General features: G+C 39.6%; 17 protein-coding genes and 1 tRNA gene. 4 read left to right on the top strand and 14 right to left on the bottom strand.

Annotated elements, in window-relative coordinates; genetic code table 11:
* Positions 1 to 29 precede the first annotated feature (29 nt).
* Positions 30 to 812, bottom strand: a complete 783-nt coding sequence (rpsB, locus tag RG608_RS04170) for a 30S ribosomal protein S2 (protein ID WP_002894015.1) — start codon at positions 810 to 812, stop codon at positions 30 to 32.
* Between the two features lie 307 nt (positions 813 to 1,119).
* On the opposite strand from rpsB, the gene RG608_RS04165 reads away from it, so the two are divergent.
* From RG608_RS04165 to RG608_RS04155, 3 genes are all read left to right on the top strand, one after another.
* Positions 1,120 to 1,190: transfer RNA gene (locus RG608_RS04165), tRNA-Cys, on the top strand.
* Between the two features lie 130 nt (positions 1,191 to 1,320).
* The gene (locus RG608_RS04160) at positions 1,321 to 2,085 is read left to right on the top strand and encodes a hypothetical protein (protein ID WP_268687707.1); all 765 of its coding nucleotides are present in this window, start codon (positions 1,321 to 1,323) and stop codon (positions 2,083 to 2,085) included.
* A gap of 303 nt (positions 2,086 to 2,388) precedes the next feature.
* Complete coding sequence (locus RG608_RS04155; RefSeq protein ID WP_268687708.1) at positions 2,389 to 2,919, top strand: hypothetical protein; 531 nt, start codon at positions 2,389 to 2,391, stop codon at positions 2,917 to 2,919.
* A 106-nt stretch (positions 2,920 to 3,025) separates the two neighbouring features.
* On the opposite strand, the gene nusG is transcribed toward RG608_RS04155, so the two are convergent.
* Positions 3,026 to 3,562 carry a transcription termination/antitermination protein NusG gene (gene nusG, locus RG608_RS04150; protein ID WP_308946581.1) on the bottom strand — a complete coding sequence of 179 codons (537 nt, stop codon included), beginning with the start codon at positions 3,560 to 3,562 and terminating at the stop codon, positions 3,026 to 3,028.
* Positions 3,563 to 4,350: 788 nt separating this feature from the next.
* Here nusG and RG608_RS04145 point away from each other — a divergent pair.
* Positions 4,351 to 4,707 carry a hypothetical protein gene (locus tag RG608_RS04145; RefSeq protein WP_002928242.1) on the top strand — a complete coding sequence of 119 codons (357 nt, stop codon included), beginning with the start codon at positions 4,351 to 4,353 and terminating at the stop codon, positions 4,705 to 4,707.
* 493 nt (positions 4,708 to 5,200) lie between these two features.
* Here the strand turns inward: RG608_RS04145 and secE are convergent, their stop codons facing one another.
* The 12 genes from secE to RG608_RS04085 form a co-directional block, all read right to left on the bottom strand.
* The gene (gene secE, locus RG608_RS04140) at positions 5,201 to 5,380 is read right to left on the bottom strand and encodes a preprotein translocase subunit SecE (protein WP_002894022.1); all 180 of its coding nucleotides are present in this window, start codon (positions 5,378 to 5,380) and stop codon (positions 5,201 to 5,203) included.
* Between the two features lie 9 nt (positions 5,381 to 5,389).
* A complete protein-coding gene (rpmG, locus tag RG608_RS04135) occupies positions 5,390 to 5,542 on the bottom strand; it encodes a 50S ribosomal protein L33 (protein ID WP_002894024.1) in 153 nt (50 codons plus the stop codon).
* A gap of 360 nt (positions 5,543 to 5,902) precedes the next feature.
* Positions 5,903 to 6,760: a UPF0236 family transposase-like protein gene (locus RG608_RS04130; RefSeq protein WP_308946591.1), complete on the bottom strand. Its 858-nt coding sequence runs from the start codon at positions 6,758 to 6,760 to the stop codon at positions 5,903 to 5,905.
* A complete protein-coding gene (locus RG608_RS04125; protein ID WP_308946580.1) occupies positions 6,694 to 7,242 on the bottom strand; it encodes a hypothetical protein in 549 nt (182 codons plus the stop codon). Before RG608_RS04125 ends, RG608_RS04130 begins: the two co-directional genes overlap by 67 nt.
* Positions 7,243 to 7,332: 90 nt before the next feature.
* Positions 7,333 to 7,629 carry a trans-aconitate methyltransferase gene (locus tag RG608_RS04120; RefSeq protein WP_308946579.1) on the bottom strand — a complete coding sequence of 99 codons (297 nt, stop codon included), beginning with the start codon at positions 7,627 to 7,629 and terminating at the stop codon, positions 7,333 to 7,335.
* A 278-nt stretch (positions 7,630 to 7,907) separates the two neighbouring features.
* Positions 7,908 to 8,246, bottom strand: a complete 339-nt coding sequence (locus RG608_RS04115) for a ribbon-helix-helix protein, CopG family (protein ID WP_002926305.1) — start codon at positions 8,244 to 8,246, stop codon at positions 7,908 to 7,910.
* A gap of 117 nt (positions 8,247 to 8,363) precedes the next feature.
* Positions 8,364 to 8,957, bottom strand: a complete 594-nt coding sequence (locus tag RG608_RS04110; protein ID WP_308946578.1) for a recombinase family protein — start codon at positions 8,955 to 8,957, stop codon at positions 8,364 to 8,366.
* Between the two features lie 665 nt (positions 8,958 to 9,622).
* On the bottom strand, positions 9,623 to 11,242 hold the full coding sequence (locus tag RG608_RS04105) for a relaxase/mobilization nuclease domain-containing protein (RefSeq protein ID WP_308946577.1): 1,620 nt from the start codon (positions 11,240 to 11,242) through the stop codon (positions 9,623 to 9,625).
* The gene (mobC, locus tag RG608_RS04100) at positions 11,243 to 11,590 is read right to left on the bottom strand and encodes a plasmid mobilization relaxosome protein MobC (RefSeq protein WP_002926311.1); all 348 of its coding nucleotides are present in this window, start codon (positions 11,588 to 11,590) and stop codon (positions 11,243 to 11,245) included. It lies immediately after the preceding gene.
* Positions 11,591 to 11,841: 251 nt separating this feature from the next.
* Positions 11,842 to 12,087, bottom strand: coding sequence for a hypothetical protein (locus RG608_RS04095; protein ID WP_308946576.1), 246 nt, complete (start codon positions 12,085 to 12,087; stop codon positions 11,842 to 11,844).
* Between the two features lie 45 nt (positions 12,088 to 12,132).
* Positions 12,133 to 14,868 (bottom strand): ArdC-like ssDNA-binding domain-containing protein, encoded by a 2,736-nt coding sequence (locus tag RG608_RS04090; RefSeq protein WP_308946575.1) that lies wholly within the window; start codon positions 14,866 to 14,868, stop codon positions 12,133 to 12,135.
* 14 nt (positions 14,869 to 14,882) lie between these two features.
* Positions 14,883 to 15,230 carry a hypothetical protein gene (locus tag RG608_RS04085; RefSeq protein WP_308946574.1) on the bottom strand — a complete coding sequence of 116 codons (348 nt, stop codon included), beginning with the start codon at positions 15,228 to 15,230 and terminating at the stop codon, positions 14,883 to 14,885.
* Between the last annotated feature and the right edge of the window lie 5 nt (positions 15,231 to 15,235).

The raw sequence follows: 15,235 nt of genomic DNA, 5'->3' as shown, positions 1-15,235 counted from the left end.
AGCCCTGCCCCTTTAGGTTAGTTTACTAATTATTCGTTTGAACCTTCAACAACTTCAACGATTTCTTCGATAGAATCTGCTTGAGTTTCGGTTGCAGCCAATTCTGCTTCTACTGATTCAACGCTATCTTCACCTTGACGGCCTTCGATAACAGCATCAGCCATTTTCGCAGTGATCAATTTAACCGCACGGATTGCATCGTCGTTAGCTGGGATAATAACATCGATATCATCAGGATCAGTGTTAGTATCAACCATGGCAACCACTGGGATACCTAATTTCTTAGCTTCCTTAACAGCGATTTGCTCTTTATGAGGGTCAACTACGTACATCACGTCTGGGATGCGAGGCATATCTTCGATACCACCCAAGAATTTTTCAAGACGAGCACGTTGTTTGTTGAGAAGAGCGACTTCTTTCTTAGGAAGAACTTCGAAAGTTCCGTCTTCTTCCATACGTTTGATTTCTTTCAAACGAGCTACACGTTTTTGGATAGTAGACCAGTTTGTAAGAGTTCCACCCAACCAACGGTGGTTGATGAAGTATTGACCTGAACGTTCTGCTTCTTCTTTGACAGCGTCAGCAGCTTGCTTTTTAGTACCAACGAAGAGGATAACTGCATCGTTGGCAGCAGCATCACGCATAAAGTCGTAAGCTTGGTCAGCATACTTTACAGTTTGTTGCAAGTCGATTACGTGGATACCGTTACGCTCAGTGAAGATGTACTTAGCCATCTTAGGGTTCCAGCGACGAGTTTGGTGACCAAAGTGAACACCAGCCTCAAGAAGTTGTTTCATTGAAATTACTGCCATGAGTAAATTCTCCTTTTTGTTTTTTTCCTCTTTTAGATTTCAGCTCGCAGGACCACCCGAGGGCAACAGTCCCACAATTCATCTAAAATGAGTATTTTGCCTTTTACACGGCACCTTCTATTATAACAAAAGCGCAGCTCTTTGACAAGGTGTTTGCCAGATTTTCTGCCGCTAGCCACTATTCCCACTTCTCAGCAGAACATTTATTCCCCAAATCGTTCGGAATAGTAACGTCTAACATTTTCTGCTTTGACTATGAAAGACTCTTGACGAAAGCAAGTATTTACGATAGAATAATAAGAGTTGCGGCGGTATAGCCAAGTGGTAAGGCACGGCTCTGCAAAAGCTTGATCGTCGGTTCAAATCCGTCTACCGCCTTCAAAAATATATTTCCAGAAGCCCACCAAAGGGCTTTTTTTATTGCATTTCCTATTGTTTCTAGCAAACTTTGCTGATATAATATTATAAAAATATCATTCATCATCAGCGAAAGGAAAAAAGATTGATTATGAAAAAAGTTAGCTTCTATGCCCTCAGCCTTCTCTCTCTGCTAGCTCTCTCAGCCTGCATGCCTGCCAAGCAGACACAGCAAAGAAAAAAGACGCCTAGCTCCCTCAAAGCTTCGAAAAGTTCATCCTCTAAGGAAACATCCAGCAAATCATCTAGCAGTAGCTCTAGCACCTATGAAAGTAGTGATGAGGTATTTCAGAAACGTGCTACCTTTGATCCAGATGATGCTTCTGCACTACAATACATACCAGATGCAGCTTCTATTCCTGAATTAGAGAAAATAAGAAATTTCCATATTTCCACTGGCTTTGTCATTCAGGTAAACGGAGAGGATATCAATGGTGACAAACCTAAAACGTCTTACGATGAGGTAACAGTAGCTCTAGGCCAACCTACATTCAGCACTGATGAGAATGACCCTGGCAACTCTGTCAACATCTGGCACACAGACAACGGAGACATTATGGGCTACTTTACCAATAATGTCCTGACGAATTTGAGTTTTAGTCTAAAAGACGCTCAGCCAGCCAAAAGCAGCTATTCTAGCATCACCACATCCGACACTCCCAAGACAGCTTTCGACAAGCTTGGTCGTCCGGAAATGATTATGCGTTCAGAACGCGATACAACCTTTGTCTATAAAAATTCCAATGACGAACAGTTTAGTTTCTCTACCCAGAACAATCAAATCGTTGGGGTAATGTCTACCTATCAAATGAAACAAACCAAAGACATTATTGACTCCGTCATTAAGGATAAGTAATCTTCTAATCAGTTCCAAAAACATAAAAATACCATCTGTCGCGATTGACTTAGCATTAAACTGGAGAGAGAATCAGGTTAGTTCTCTCTTTTTTGACGTTCAAAGCTATGAAAATCTCAGTTTTAACGCTATCATTATAAGTCATATGAGACTTTTTTGGCAACCAGATAAGACCTTGTTCTCAAGGTTTCCTAACATCTTTTTCTCTTCTCATTTCCTTGCCGTCAATTCCTTGCTACAACTTACAAAAAGGATTATAATGCAAGCAAAAACCCTTACTTTTCTGTAGAAAGGAAGATGTTTATGAAACGCTTTAGTTTGCTCCTGACCATTATTCTATCCAGCTTTTTCCTAATTTCCTGCCAATCCCAGCATGCCAGCACTCAAGCTTCGGATCCTAGCAAGGACCTGGCTTTGATACCAGCTATGGAGTCTGTAGATAAGTGGGAGCAATTTCAGCAAATCCGTACTCAGGGTCAGCCCACTACTATTCAAGAACTGGATAAGCTACTAGGAAAGCCTAGCCAGACTAAGAAAGAGAACAAGCAAACAATACTGACCTGGAAACTGGCCAAGCACTTAGAGATTCATATTCATCTCGATGAGGATCAGGTGCGAGAAAAAGAGCTAGTCTTTGAGCACACGCGGGGTACCTGTATGCTCTTTCCAAGCATAGAGGACGGCACTCCCATTGCTGAAGCCTTTGAAAAAACTGGACAGCCCTATGCCATCCGTGAGAAGCAAGGACAAATTATCACTTCCTGGTATATGGCTGGCAAATTCCACTACCTACGCTTAGAAAACGGAAAAGTCTATCAGATTGCGGAACCGTAAAAAGTAATCTCACACTTCGTTCCAAAAACACAAAAATCCAAGACTGAAAAAAGTCTTGGATTTTATTTTTAACGAGGATAGCGAAGAGTTCACCCTGCTTCATCAATTAAAGCTCTGCAATCTGACTAAGATTAACTTCGGCCACGGTGTCATTGCCAAACATGGAAATAATCATCTTGACCTTGTTATTATCAATTTCCGTAATCTTACCTGTATAGTCAGTAAAGGCACCATCAATGATACGAACAGTATCCCCAACCTTGACATCCAAGTCAAACTCCTGCACCGTTTGACCCATGGAGATGAGAATGTTGCGAATCTCTTCTTCCAAGAGTGGCGTTGGTTTAGAGCGGTTTCCGTGTGAACCGACAAATCCTGTTACATTCGGAGTATTCCGCACGACAAACCAGGCTTCGTCTGTCATTACCATTTCCACCAAGACATAACCAGGGAAGCGATTTTCTTCGATTTCCTTGGTCTTGCCATTTTTCTCTACTTGCACGGTCTGAGTAGGGATTTCCACGCGCAAGATATTTTCCAGCACATTATAAGTCTGAGCGCGCTGCAAAAGATTTTCTTTTACCTTATTTTCATAGCCTGAGTAGGTCTGCAGTACAAACCAGCCTTTGTCAAAACTGTCCATGAGTTCATCCTTTCCTAAATAAAAAAGCCTGCGGGCTTCTGCTTCTTTCTAGCCCTATTATACCATAATTTCCTCAAATGCAAAGGAATTTAACAACTATTTCCCAGACAAATCAAAGCCTTGTAATTCTGCCTCAAAATCCTTGACAAGGGAAAACAAAGTGGTATAATAAATCTATAATTTAATATTTTTACTTTTCAGTTGGGTATGAGGCCTGTCGGCTTCATTCTATCTTTAAGAACTGACTTTCTAATCTTTACTGAGACTTAGATTGCTTAAGAGATAGTGCCAAAATACAGAAAAACAATCTACGAAGCTAAGGGATTGGTATTTTGAAAGATTTTATGTAACAGCTTAGACATTTATGACTATCGGTAATATTATGACTTTTCGGGCTATGGCTTGAAGAACACTAAGAAAGATTTTCTCAAAACTGACTACATAGGATGTTTTGTTAGTAGAATCGGTTTTTGGTGTGCTTTGAACTTGTTTGAGAGGTCTTTTTTTGCTGAACAAATGAATGTCGAATCAGAAGGTATTTCCAGTTGGAAAAAATTCTGATTTCACAGGTGTTCAACTGGCAAGCTACAAGTGTGGCTTTTTTGTTTGGACAAATTATTAACATCTTTAAGGAGGCGAGATTATGAAGAAAGAGACTGCAGACCAGCAGCCCATCAACTAATCTTCTCCTTAGAGTACAAGCAAGCCTGACAAGCCGTTAAAGAAGACATGTATTCTTTAGCAGCATTCAGGTACATCCGCATGTCCTATGAAAGGAGACGATTGACATGCTCAATACTATCACGGACGCCATCCACTCTCTCGCTCCCAATATCTCGGTTGTTATCACCGTTGTCCTGCTCTACTTGGGCAAGAAGACGGCTGATAAGCTCGTTGACGAGGTCCTCAAGGATCTCATCGCTTCGGGAAAGAAGCTCCTGAAGAAGCGCAAGCAAAAGCGTCAGCAGAGCCTGCGGAAGCAGATCAGTCTTCTTCGAAAGGAGAATGCTGAACTTCGCAAGCTCTCCAAGCTGGACGAGCGCAAGCTCGAGGAGCTTTTGCTCAGCAAGAACGAGCAGCAGCGCAAGCAAAACCGCAGCAATAAGAAGCGGGGAAAGCACAACAACAAGCGCCGGAAGAAGTAATTCCAGTGCAACCAAGAAGCCCTCATCTACGCCAATAGATGAGGGCTTCGGCTTTATTTCAATAAGATTTTCATCAAAAAACTCTCACCTACGCCAATAGATGAGAGCCCTCGATTGTACATGCATACAACCTATCACGGAATTATATTATAACTTATTTTTTATACCTTGTCAAGTGTTTTATAAAAATAGTATGTGTCATAGATTTTGAGAAGATAAAAAATCTAAACTCATTAACAACTATTTAGAAAATTATATCCTGCCAGAATTGTTCATTAAAAAACTCTCATCTACGCCAATAGATGAGAGTTCTAGATTGCACATGCATACAACCTATCCTAGGTATACTATTTTAGCCCCTTTTTTTATACTTTGTCAAGCTTCACCCAGAATAGAATAACTACATAGGCCAAAAATCCCACCTACTCACAATAGGTGGGACTTTTGAATAATATGTTTGTCCTCGTATTCTTCTCTATTTCTACTTCAGTTATTAAGAGAAAATATTCAGAATCTGGAAAAGACCGCTTGCCACTACTTTGTCAAAGATATAGATGATGACTACAAAGAATGCAGTGTATTCCATGACAGAGATAAAATCTGTCCATCTCTCTTTTCGGGTAGGCCAAGTTGTATCTTTCAATAGTTTAAAAACATCTTTAAAGAATTTCACAACAATCTCCTATCTAGTTTCTTTATGCAGCGTATATTTACTGCAATGCTTACAAAATTTATTAACTTCTAAACGCGTTGGTTTTGGAGTGCTACTGAGCTTAACCGAGTAGTTCCTAGAACCACAGACTGTACACGCTAGACTCGCTTTTTTTAATGCCATAACGCCTCCATCTTTCTTATTATAGCAGGATTCTATGCTTTTGACAAGCCATTCAGCGCTTTTGTATGTGTCTGAATTTTTGAGAAGATAAAAAAATAGCAGAAATTCAAGAAAATGAGATACAAACAATTACACTTGTTCATTTCAGCCTTGACATTCTCTACTTTGTGCTGTAAACTAGATTAAAGACTGAGTAACACAAGTGCTATTTGTTTACTCGGTGGAGGTTAGGTGTTGACGCACCTGCCTCTTTTTTTGTTTTATTGCTATAATTATACTACAATTGTTTTTAAGTGTCAATAAAAAATCGCAAATCACTGCCGAAAAATGCGATAATGACGCTATTTTTTCTCTCTAAGTTTAAAATAAAGACAGTCCCTCACTCTTTTTAGCTTTTCTAGGAATAGGCTTATGATTTTTAAGATTGTATTGTTTTTTTGAGGAACTCAAATACCGTTTTGCTGATACATTATCTAATGCTTTTATTTTTTCATATTCTGTCCGCCAGCCACCAAAAAAGAGATCTCTAAGACGACCTTCCTGCCCTAAAATAATTATCTGACTCATTTTTTCTGCTCCACGAACAGACCAGTACATCCCCTGATTTTTCATCCTGTAACTGATTTTTCGATGCTGCGACTCCATAATTCCGATTCCAAAATCAACCATGCCTTTATTTTTGGGAGAAACAGTGTATTTAAAATTGTTAAGAAATTGATTTTTTACTCTATGAAAAGCATCCAATTTCTCTGGATCCTCAATCAAAGACTCTGCGGTATCTAGTGCCAAAATCATTTTTTTCTTATCATGCTTTGCTACAGCATCAAAAGCCAGATCAGTCAAAGCTGCTGGAAATGGTCGAAAGGTTTTTTTGATAAGTTCATTTACATGGAAAGCATCCCAAAAATGATAGTGAATTTTTGGACGAAAAGCTGAGGCTAAATCTTTGAAAACCTCTGGAGAATATCCGTGGCCTCCGTCTGAATTCGTTACAATAACCGTGTCCGAAGTAATTTCAAATTGATTGTATAATGTGTCAAGGAGTTGCTCCTTGGCTTTTTTATAAGAATTTGAAACAATCTCTACCTTGTTTTCTAGCTTACGGCGCTTACCAGTTACAGCAACACTGCCAGTATGAGCCACAAAATGAGCTAACTCAGTAGACTTACCTTCCTGCCCTGCTTGAGATTGCTTGACCCATAGTCCATCCCCCTCAATATAAAGAGTGTCTGTCTTAATTTTCCCCCTTTTTCCGGAAAAGAAAGAAAACGATACTCCTCTTTTTCTTCTAGGAGATCTCCAGCTATATTGACAGCCTTTTGAACACTATCTTTGGTAACATAGACTTGATTTAGCAGCTCGACAACTTCTACCACTTTCCGATATGGGAGCTTTCTAGACAAGTCTGTCAGCTGGTAGAGAACTTCTTGAGAATATCGAACATAAGGAATCAATCCCAATTTTTCATCAACAGGGATTCTAGTCTCCTCACCTTTCTTCCAGCGACTCCTTGAAAAGCGAATCTCACCGAACGAAAAGACAACAGTCCCTTCAGCCTCGTTAATTCTCTTATAGCCTTTTGTCCTCATGATAGGGGCAATATACCGCTCATAACAATCAATCCATTTTAAAAATATCTCTTGGTTCTTTTGCTGCAGGTAAGAATAAAACTCTCTCTCGTCAAGCACTTCCATGTTCATACTTTCCCTCCGTATTTACAAGAAAAGTCGCTAGATATGGTTAGCGACTATCAAATATTTTTAAAGTAGACTATGTAAAAGCTGTAGTCTTTACGGTAATAAATTATACCATAATTTTTTTATACCAGAAATAATTTGCCTATTTTTATATCTCTTTTTTTCTTCTCTGGATAGTCTACGAACATAGTTTACATGGGCTAACAGTTCCTCTTTTCGCTCCTTCTGAATAACTTTTACAAGTTCCTCATGTGTTAAATAGTAGTCCGCAAGGATAAGGTGTTTTAGCTCATAACTCTTTCTACAATATTTTACAGTAATAATCGTCCAGTACTCTACATAGCACTTGTTGTTTATTATGTCCTCAACCCATACATCTTGAATTTTCATGATTTTGTCCTCCTCTATTTTTATTATTCGTAAAAACAGATCAAAAAATAAAAAAAGTTCCCAAATAGGGAACTGAGTAGATGAGTGTTAGGGCTTACTACCCTTTAGCAGTATAGCATAAATTTAAGCAATTTTATTTAATTGTGTAGCGTCCAGTCTCTTATATATCATAAACTATCAAAGTATATACGTTTTAAAACGAATTTTTTTGGATATATCTTGTATATCTTTATATATAATTTAGCTAGAAATGCTATATAAAATCGGATATATGACAATTACGATTTAGAACGAAAAATTCGTTGCCACCAGTGCTGCTTATGGGTTAGCAGCAAATTGTTTTTTAAGTCAAGTGACTCTTTTAATAATATATCGCTTCTTTCCAACTGCTCATCTTTGATTTTTAGCTGTTCTTTAAGATAGTCAACCTGATCAGTCAGTATTTTGATAGTAGATTCGCTTTCTATATTATTCTCTATATCAGGTATATCTTGAACTATATCTTCTTCTAGTGCTTTATCTATCATATACTGACTTCTATTTTTGCCTGATTTATTAGCTAATGTATCAATTCTATCTAGCAGTTCCTCTTCTATTTTAATATTGACTTGTCTCATTGTTCTATCTTTCCTTATATAGTTATTGAATTTATTTTATATAAGCATTATATCACAGATATAGAGCATTTAACATTGAAATATCTGATTTATCCGATTATATATATTGTATATAATCTAGTCTATAGACCTTGAAATATTATATTTATTTCTATATCGTCTAAAGCTTCTTTCAGGTATTCCTGTAAGCTTGCTCACATCTTTATCAGTATAGCCTTGATTATATAAACTAAAGGCATGCTGCAACCGTTCGTCGTTTTCTGTATAGAGTGCCTTCCGTCCCTTATACTTGCCTTGTGTCTTTGCAATGGCGATCCCCTGACGTTGGCGATCCTTGATGCGTTCTCGTTCTGCTTGCGCCTGGTATTTGTAAATCTCCAGGATAAGACTATTTAGCAACCGTCTGAGATTCTCGTCCTCAATTCCTCGCAAGGTTGGAAGATTTAAAACCTCCACAGTAGCTCCCTTAGCCTGGATGTCGTTCATAACTTCTGTCAGTTCCTTGTTGTTTCGTCCCAGCCGCTCCAGTTCACTGACGACCACAATATCACCCTCACGGATATACTCAAGGAGAGCCTGCAGCTGAGACCGTTCCTTGCTGGCTCCGCTGGCTGCTTCCTGAAAAATCTTCTCACAGTTTTCCAATTGCTCCAACTGTCGAGATATATTTTGATCAGCTGAGCTGATTCTGGCATAACCTATTTTTCCCATTTTCTTACCTCCTTTTTGCAGAACTCTAATGGCCGTTTCTTCCGACCAGTTAAATCAAGTTGCACGTACAAGGCCAATAGGGCATACCTTATTGGCCAGTACTTAGTAAAGTTATTACCTCAAATATCTTGTTGCACTCAAAATTATTCAATTTTTTTATCTTTTAACAAAATATCACACAAAATCTAATATTTAAATTTGACGTAAAAAAAATCTTTGATATACTTAAGTTATGATGGCATTTAGCTAAATGCAACTTCAGTGATTCTTCGATTTTAGAAAGGTGAACGCAAATGAAGAAATATTTCCTTGACGAATTAATTCCCCGTACGAGTAGCGATTCCCTTTCTTATGATATGAAAGGAAATACTATTAATGACTAAATATGAAATTATCATGGTCATGATTGCACTATTTAATTCAGTGCGTCAAGTCATTAAAGACTCTAAAAAGAGTCGATAATTGACGACCTAAAAAACACCTAACTTTTTTTTAAAAGTTAGGTGACGCTGACAGAATGCTATCATATTATTACTGAAGTTGAGAGAGCTGTTGCCGCAGTTCTCTTTTTTTATTTGATAACTTCAAAATAATATAAATAATTCTATCACTATCATACAATCTCGTTTTAAATAAGTCAAGCAATTTAAAGACCTTAGAAAAATTTAAAATGTATTTTCCTGTTCTTGCTCCCTACGGAGTTGATTATTATCTTTAACTGACCTATACTCTTCAAAGTTGCCAACAATGTCATCATATTTCTGCTGCAGACCTGCTTGCTCGACACTGATTTCAGTAATCTCTTTCTCCAGTTCCTCCGCTCGAATGGTCAAAGGGAAACCCAAGCTTTCCAGAATTTCCTGACCTAGCGCCTGGTATTCTGGATTGTCAGACTGCAGATCAGACAAAGCAGCTGCAGCTTTGTTGAGTTTCATGAGTCGTTGGTCAATCTGCTGCAGAGTCTCCTCTGTTTGGTCCAGCTGCTCAATAAAGCGTTCCTCGAGTTCTTCAAATTGTTGGCCACTGGTCACGTCATGAGCAGCCAGAAACTCAAACTCTTTAATCAACTGATCTAGATTAGAGATGTTTCGGTTTTTAGTCAGAACAACCTCGCCATTATTATAAGCCAGTTGCTTCATAAGGGTATTTCCTTTGATGTAACGGTTATTCTCTGAGTGATCTGGATTAAGAAAATAAAAGAAATCATTTCTTCGGACAAAGAGTTCAAAGCGTCCATCTTCAAGCTGATCTACTTGTCGATGTGGGACCTTAATCAAACCATGATTACGGATCCCAAAGTCTATCTCAAGGTAGATGCCGTCAGCTGTAACCTCTTGAACTTGCCAAGGTTCAATCATGAGACGTTGTTCAAAATCTTCTGCTTTTTCTTGCTGCAGTTTGTCATACTCTGGCTTAATGTCCTCCAGGGAGTAGGTCGCCTTGTTTTGGCTGACTCGCTTCTCAATCGTGGCCAAAGTGTAAGCACCTTTTTTAGATAGAGTACTATCACGAGTATTGCGCTGCTGCTCACTGTCCAGCAACCGATAAGTGGCATGCTTGCCAGAGAAATTGACCGCTAAATTTAGCGCCTCTGCTTTCTTCAAAAAATCATCGATGGATCTTGAGTGCTTAATCAAGAAATTCAAACGGGACTTAATCTCAAGTTTAAATACATTCTTTTTCTGATAGGCTGCGTACTTCGTATGAGAAAATCTTGGAGCGCTCCGATCAATAATTTTAGCTCCAGCCAGCTCCGCATAACGGTCTGAAATTTTCTCAAGGCTCCGCTTGGTTCCCTTTTGCCAACGGAATTTTTTCAAGGTGCTATTATCCGTTGTATTGAAAATGATATGGTTGTGAATGTGATTTTTGTCTACATGAGTTGCAATCACAAACTCATGTTTTCCCTTCGTCAGTTCTAAAACAGTCTTGCGCCCTATCTCGTGAATTTCTTCTGGTGTTAGATTGTCCGACGGATCAAAAGATTGGATCAGATGATGAGCCAGTACTCCTTTTTCTGTCACCAAGTCAGAAGTTTCTTTTCGTCCAAAACGAGTATCAGCCAGCTTCTTAGTCAGAATGAATTCCTCTGCAGCTTTTCGCTCCTGGCCAATCAAATGACCAGAGACTAGCTGCGTCTGCAATTTCCCATCTTTGAGAATAACTGGAAAAGATTGGTTGCTGTTAGTGACCAGCTCTACCGTCTTAGCTTCATCCAAAATATATTTAACAGCTCTCTTTAAGTTACCAGTATTTTTTATCTGAATAGCTTTTGTAACAACCATCTATTCTCCTTTCTCTGCTTCTTCAATCTTACCCTCAATCAGCTCCTCAATCTCCTGCAGCTTCTCCAAAACAGCAACCAATTCCTCCCTACTAGCTTCTTCGTTCGTGTTCACCTGCCGAGCAATTTGGTTGATGTTGACTCCGACTCGGTTGATTTCCTGACGCAGTTTAGACAGCTCTTCAAAGTTGATAACCTGCACTCGACCAGTAAGCAACATGTAGCGGGCAAAGGTCGAAAAGTTCCGGATACCAGCTTCCCCCATTTTACGTCGGATGGCCTGATTTTCGCTTTCGTTTATCCAAAATAGCTTTTGTATTGGTCGTTCTCTGTGTCCTTGTTCTTTCATACCTAACTTTGTTCCTCTCTGCTTGATTGCAACCTGCCATCTTGATATACTTTGCTCTGGCAAGCATAGCATTTGTATATACAAATGCGAAATTTAAAAGAATAGGCTCTCTTCTCTTTGGGCTTTCCCTGCCCAAAAGAGAGAACCTATCTTTCAAAACTTTGGGGAAATCCCCAAGCCCCTGGTGAGGTGCTACGCACCTTTAGAAGCGCTCCATTTTTTCAAAATGCTACGCTTTTTTGAATGACTCCCTATCGGTAATCATTCTTAAGTTCTTCATATTCTGCATCATTGATAGACTTCAGATAATTGATTGTTTCTGTAGTCTCTTCCGCCAGATCCAGCTCCAACTCTTCCTGCTCCTTTAGGTCATTTTGGAGTTCATGAATTGCTGCATTTCGGGAGAGTTTGAAAAAATCTTCATCTGGTTTTAGCACACCATCTGGCACAAATGTTGTAAAATAGGTTGCTAAAGTTTCTTCAACTATTTCTTTCATCTTGGTTATCCTTTCGTTTTCGGTTAAGTGAACTGAGCAGTTCTTTTACTTGCTCGCTTGGTTGTCCTTCTCCTCGTCCCCTTTCTGGGGATGAGATTTTTTTTCGGGTTCTGATGCCACCTTTTCAGCTAGTTTTTTCTGACACTTCTGGTTAAACTCTTCCAGTTTTTGACTAAGCGGATCCTTGGACACTTCCTTGTTTTGATATTTTTCAAAAGCGGTATCTAGTCGTTTAATGAGGTCCGCAGCTTCCTTTTGGACGATGGATAACTGAGCTTCCAGATCAGCAAGACTGTCCGGTTCATTACTCCAGTTAGCAAGATACCCAAAGCTATAAGAGCTAGTGTCTAAACCGTAATGATTGGCGACAACGTAAGCCACACTTTCAGCCTGTAGCTCCTTATTTGTTCGGGTCAGCTTCTGCCCTTCAAGTGCTTTAGGGTTATGTAAGTCTGCATGCGCCATCTCGTGAAAAATGGTACTCAGCGTCTCACGTTCACTCATGCCAGCCCGAATGACAATCTTATTCTCCGATGGTGAATAATAGCCGTGTGCTTCCATTTGCTCCTTAGAAATTTCTAAACGAACACCTTTAGCAGCTGCAGTTTCTTTAGCTGCGCGATAGAGGTTAGCATAGTCTTGGTGAGTCCCTTCTAATTCATAAATAGGTTGAGGAAGCTCCTTACCTTCAGTTTGACTGACATCAAAGACAGGAACTAAACGGAAGCGTGTGTCCTTTACTTCTTGACCTTTTTTATCTAAAACAGGTTGGCCTTTTTCGTCCTTTCGAGTAACTTGATAGGGGGCCCAAATCTTGAGCGCCTTCTGCCCTTTTTGGACATGTCTTCCTAATTTTTTCCATGCATTAAAGGAAGCAACCGCAGACGCATCTTTCTTTTGAGCGACGATTAAAAACAAATTATTCAGAGAGTAATTGTTGAATTTGCTCATGGTTTGCAAGAAAGCTTTATAGATGTCTGAGTTGAAATAGTCTTTGACACCTTCCTTCAGGTGAGCAGATAAACCTTTCAAATCTCTGTCTTGAATGAGCTGGTCAATGCTTGGTTTATTTACTTCTGTCATTCGGTTCTCCTTCTTGAAATTTTCTTTATCTCTTATCCTCGTTAAAATTTTTGGAAATTCTACTTTCCATATTCCTTGATCTTGTTCATGGGTTAAAACTTTTCCTCTTGTTGCATCCAATGCTTGACGAAAGGACGTATCTTGCTGATAACGTTCTTTTAAAAGTTTCTCCATTAACAAAATATTCTTACTGGTATCAGCAGGCCCTAAAACTCGATCTGATTGGACTTTTTGACCTGTCTTAAAGGCTGCTCTATTTTTTTCAGCCCACGAATAAGCTTTTGCATTCATCTTTCCTGATTTCAGAGTCTGATAAGCATGTTCGACACTCTCATAACTGAAACCATCAATGACTAGTAGGGAAGGTGCTAGATTAGATAGTAATGTATTTTCATTCGTTCCAGCCCAGATGTTCAGTGTCTGCGGAACATCCTCTCTAAGCCCCTCTTTGGCTTCTGAGAGCTGTTGGTATGTCTGTGATTGATTAGCCGCAAATTCCTCTATCTCGTCCCGAGAGAGCGTTTCAGAGGTACTGAAAGCAACCATATCCCCTGCAGTCAACTGAGCGATTTTTTCAGCGGCCAAATCTTTTGAAAAGTAGCCTTGATAGGCTGCAGATTTTTTCTTTTTATCGTAGCTGTAGATATGAACTAGCTCTATTTGCCCCTGGAGTGGTTCTTTCAAAAAGCTGTTCCAATCGGCTTTTTCAACCCCTTCTTGTGCAATAGGCGGAATGTCTAGCTTAAAAGGGATTCCCTTTTCCTGCAGCTTGCTGATAAAGTTCCAGCCTGCAGAGTCATTATCTACGGCTAAAGTAATAAAATCCTCATTCTCTTTCTTCTGAAAAAACGTGGAAGTCTGAGCTGTAACTTCAAGAACCTTGGCTGTTCGTTCTCCTGGCTCATATTTCTTTCCCTGCAGATCACTGACTAACTCCGCAAAGCGAAAGCTCATGAGACCTTCCTTGAGCCCATCCATGGCCACTAAGCGGACATCTTGCAGCTGAGGATGAAGTTGATAGTAGCTCATGACATCAATGGGAGACTCCGCAAATATAAGCCGCTTAGGTCGGCCTACGTCAGCATAAAAACCAGTAAGACCATCAGAATTTTTCAATATCCGCTTTAGATAGCCCCTATCAGGATATTTCTCAAGATTTTCGACAATTCCCTGCAGGCTGGCTCCCATCACTTTTCCCTGGCTGTTTTTAAATTTAAAAACAATAGCTGGCTCAGAGTAATCGTTCATTTTATGAGATATTTCAGCTATACTCCCTTGTTGAAAGAAAAAATCAATCGTTCCAGGTGACAACTTTCTTTCTCGTCTTAGATACTGTCTTGTCCAGCTAGTATTGACATGCTCATTCTGCTTCAGCTTATATTCAAAGGCTATTTTAGGAATTGGGGTAGAGTCTGTTTCTGACTCTGGAAAGTGGCCTGCTTCTAGGAAATGTTTAGCAGCTTTAAAAGATGGTCGAGTTCCTGTCTGCGCCTCTCGGATTGTTTGGACTAGCTCCAGGGCATCTCCTCCCCTCAAATCACGAGAGAACCAGGAAAAACGATTGCGACGTGGGCTGATTACAAAACTTTCATGCTCTACCCAGACATATCTGTCCGTTCCCTGGCGCTTCAGCTCCATCCCTAAAGCCTCGGCGACATCTAAGATAGATATTTTTTTCAATTCTTCTACTCGTGCCATTCTCTAGCTCCTTTCTATTTCAGGAAGAAATCTGCTGGAGCAGCTCGGATTAATTCAAATTCTTCTTGGGTTGCTTCCAGCGGCCGAACTATTGGGACTTTTGCTGTTTGTTCTGCATCATAACAAAATAAATAAGGCTGCAGCTGTTGGAATTCTTGGTAAGTCAATTCCCGAATAGCTTTCACAAGCACCTGCAGCAAAAACTCCTCATGAGACTGATCTGCGGTTCCTTCTTTTGTAGCAGACACCGCAGCTCTCAATAATACACCTCCAGGTATCTGTTCCTCAATGCCCGTAAAAAAACCAACTCCATAAGTTGGTTTTTGAGGGTCTTTATTACTCTTAAACATAAAATCGTACATATCAT

Source organism: Streptococcus sp. IsoGale022, from assembly GCF_031142805.1.
Lineage (GTDB): Bacteria > Bacillota > Bacilli > Lactobacillales > Streptococcaceae > Streptococcus > Streptococcus sanguinis_A.
Note: the sequence above shows the minus strand (reverse complement) of the source record. Positions and strands in the feature narration are given on the sequence as shown.

Coding starts and splice junctions, on each gene's coding strand:
- rpsB (WP_002894015.1), bottom strand. CDS start 812: ATGGCAGTAATTTCAATGAAACAACTTCTTGAGGCTGGTGTTCACTTT.
- RG608_RS04160 (WP_268687707.1), top strand. CDS start 1,321: ATGAAAAAAGTTAGCTTCTATGCCCTCAGCCTTCTCTCTCTGCTAGCT.
- RG608_RS04155 (WP_268687708.1), top strand. CDS start 2,389: ATGAAACGCTTTAGTTTGCTCCTGACCATTATTCTATCCAGCTTTTTC.
- nusG (WP_308946581.1), bottom strand. CDS start 3,562: ATGGACAGTTTTGACAAAGGCTGGTTTGTACTGCAGACCTACTCAGGC.
- RG608_RS04145 (WP_002928242.1), top strand. CDS start 4,351: ATGCTCAATACTATCACGGACGCCATCCACTCTCTCGCTCCCAATATC.
- rpmG (WP_002894024.1), bottom strand. CDS start 5,542: ATGGCATTAAAAAAAGCGAGTCTAGCGTGTACAGTCTGTGGTTCTAGG.
- RG608_RS04125 (WP_308946580.1), bottom strand. CDS start 7,242: ATGAACATGGAAGTGCTTGACGAGAGAGAGTTTTATTCTTACCTGCAG.
- RG608_RS04120 (WP_308946579.1), bottom strand. CDS start 7,629: ATGAAAATTCAAGATGTATGGGTTGAGGACATAATAAACAACAAGTGC.
- RG608_RS04115 (WP_002926305.1), bottom strand. CDS start 8,246: ATGAGACAAGTCAATATTAAAATAGAAGAGGAACTGCTAGATAGAATT.
- RG608_RS04110 (WP_308946578.1), bottom strand. CDS start 8,957: ATGGGAAAAATAGGTTATGCCAGAATCAGCTCAGCTGATCAAAATATA.
- RG608_RS04105 (WP_308946577.1), bottom strand. CDS start 11,242: ATGGTTGTTACAAAAGCTATTCAGATAAAAAATACTGGTAACTTAAAG.
- mobC (WP_002926311.1), bottom strand. CDS start 11,590: ATGAAAGAACAAGGACACAGAGAACGACCAATACAAAAGCTATTTTGG.
- RG608_RS04095 (WP_308946576.1), bottom strand. CDS start 12,087: ATGAAAGAAATAGTTGAAGAAACTTTAGCAACCTATTTTACAACATTT.
- RG608_RS04090 (WP_308946575.1), bottom strand. CDS start 14,868: ATGGCACGAGTAGAAGAATTGAAAAAAATATCTATCTTAGATGTCGCC.
- RG608_RS04085 (WP_308946574.1), bottom strand. CDS start 15,230: ATGTACGATTTTATGTTTAAGAGTAATAAAGACCCTCAAAAACCAACT.